A 527-nucleotide genomic window follows, 5' to 3' on the forward strand; every position below is an offset into this window, starting at 1 on the left:
TAAGTTTATTGATATCTATTAATGTAATTTTTGTACTTGATGTTTTTGCATTGAATCTTTTTTGTTTTTACGAGTAGGATCTAAACGTTTTTCTAGATAACGTAATCCTATATCTATGATAATTGCTATTAAAGCAATTGGTATGGCACCTGCTAAGATGAATGTTGTTCCATCTGTTGAATTTGTACCACGAATAATAATATCACCTAGTGTTGGAGCACCGATAAATGACCCAATCGCTACTATTCCGATAGCAACAACAAGTGCAATTCTAACACCACCAATAATAACAGATAAAGATAATGGTAACTCTATCATTCTTAATATTTGATTCCCCGTCATTCCCATACCTTTACCAGCGTCTTTAATATTTTCATCAACTTCTACAATACCAGTATAAGTATTTTTAATAATAGGTAATAACGAATATAGGAATACAGTTACAACAACAGTTGTTGGTCCTAATCCCATAGCCAACATAAGTATGGCTAACATAGCGATTGCTGGAACAGTTTGTATAATATTTG

At 31.9% G+C, this 527-nt stretch carries 1 protein-coding gene; it reads right to left on the reverse strand.

The window, feature by feature from the left end; all coding sequences use genetic code 11:
- Positions 1-18: 18 nt before the first annotated feature.
- Positions 19-527 (reverse strand): ABC transporter permease (locus IE142_RS40415; RefSeq protein ID WP_191889528.1); only part of this gene is annotated, 509 nt, incomplete at its 5' end.

The organism is Streptomyces mutabilis (assembly GCF_014649815.1).
Classification (GTDB): domain Bacteria; phylum Actinomycetota; class Actinomycetes; order Streptomycetales; family Streptomycetaceae; genus Streptomyces; species Streptomyces mutabilis.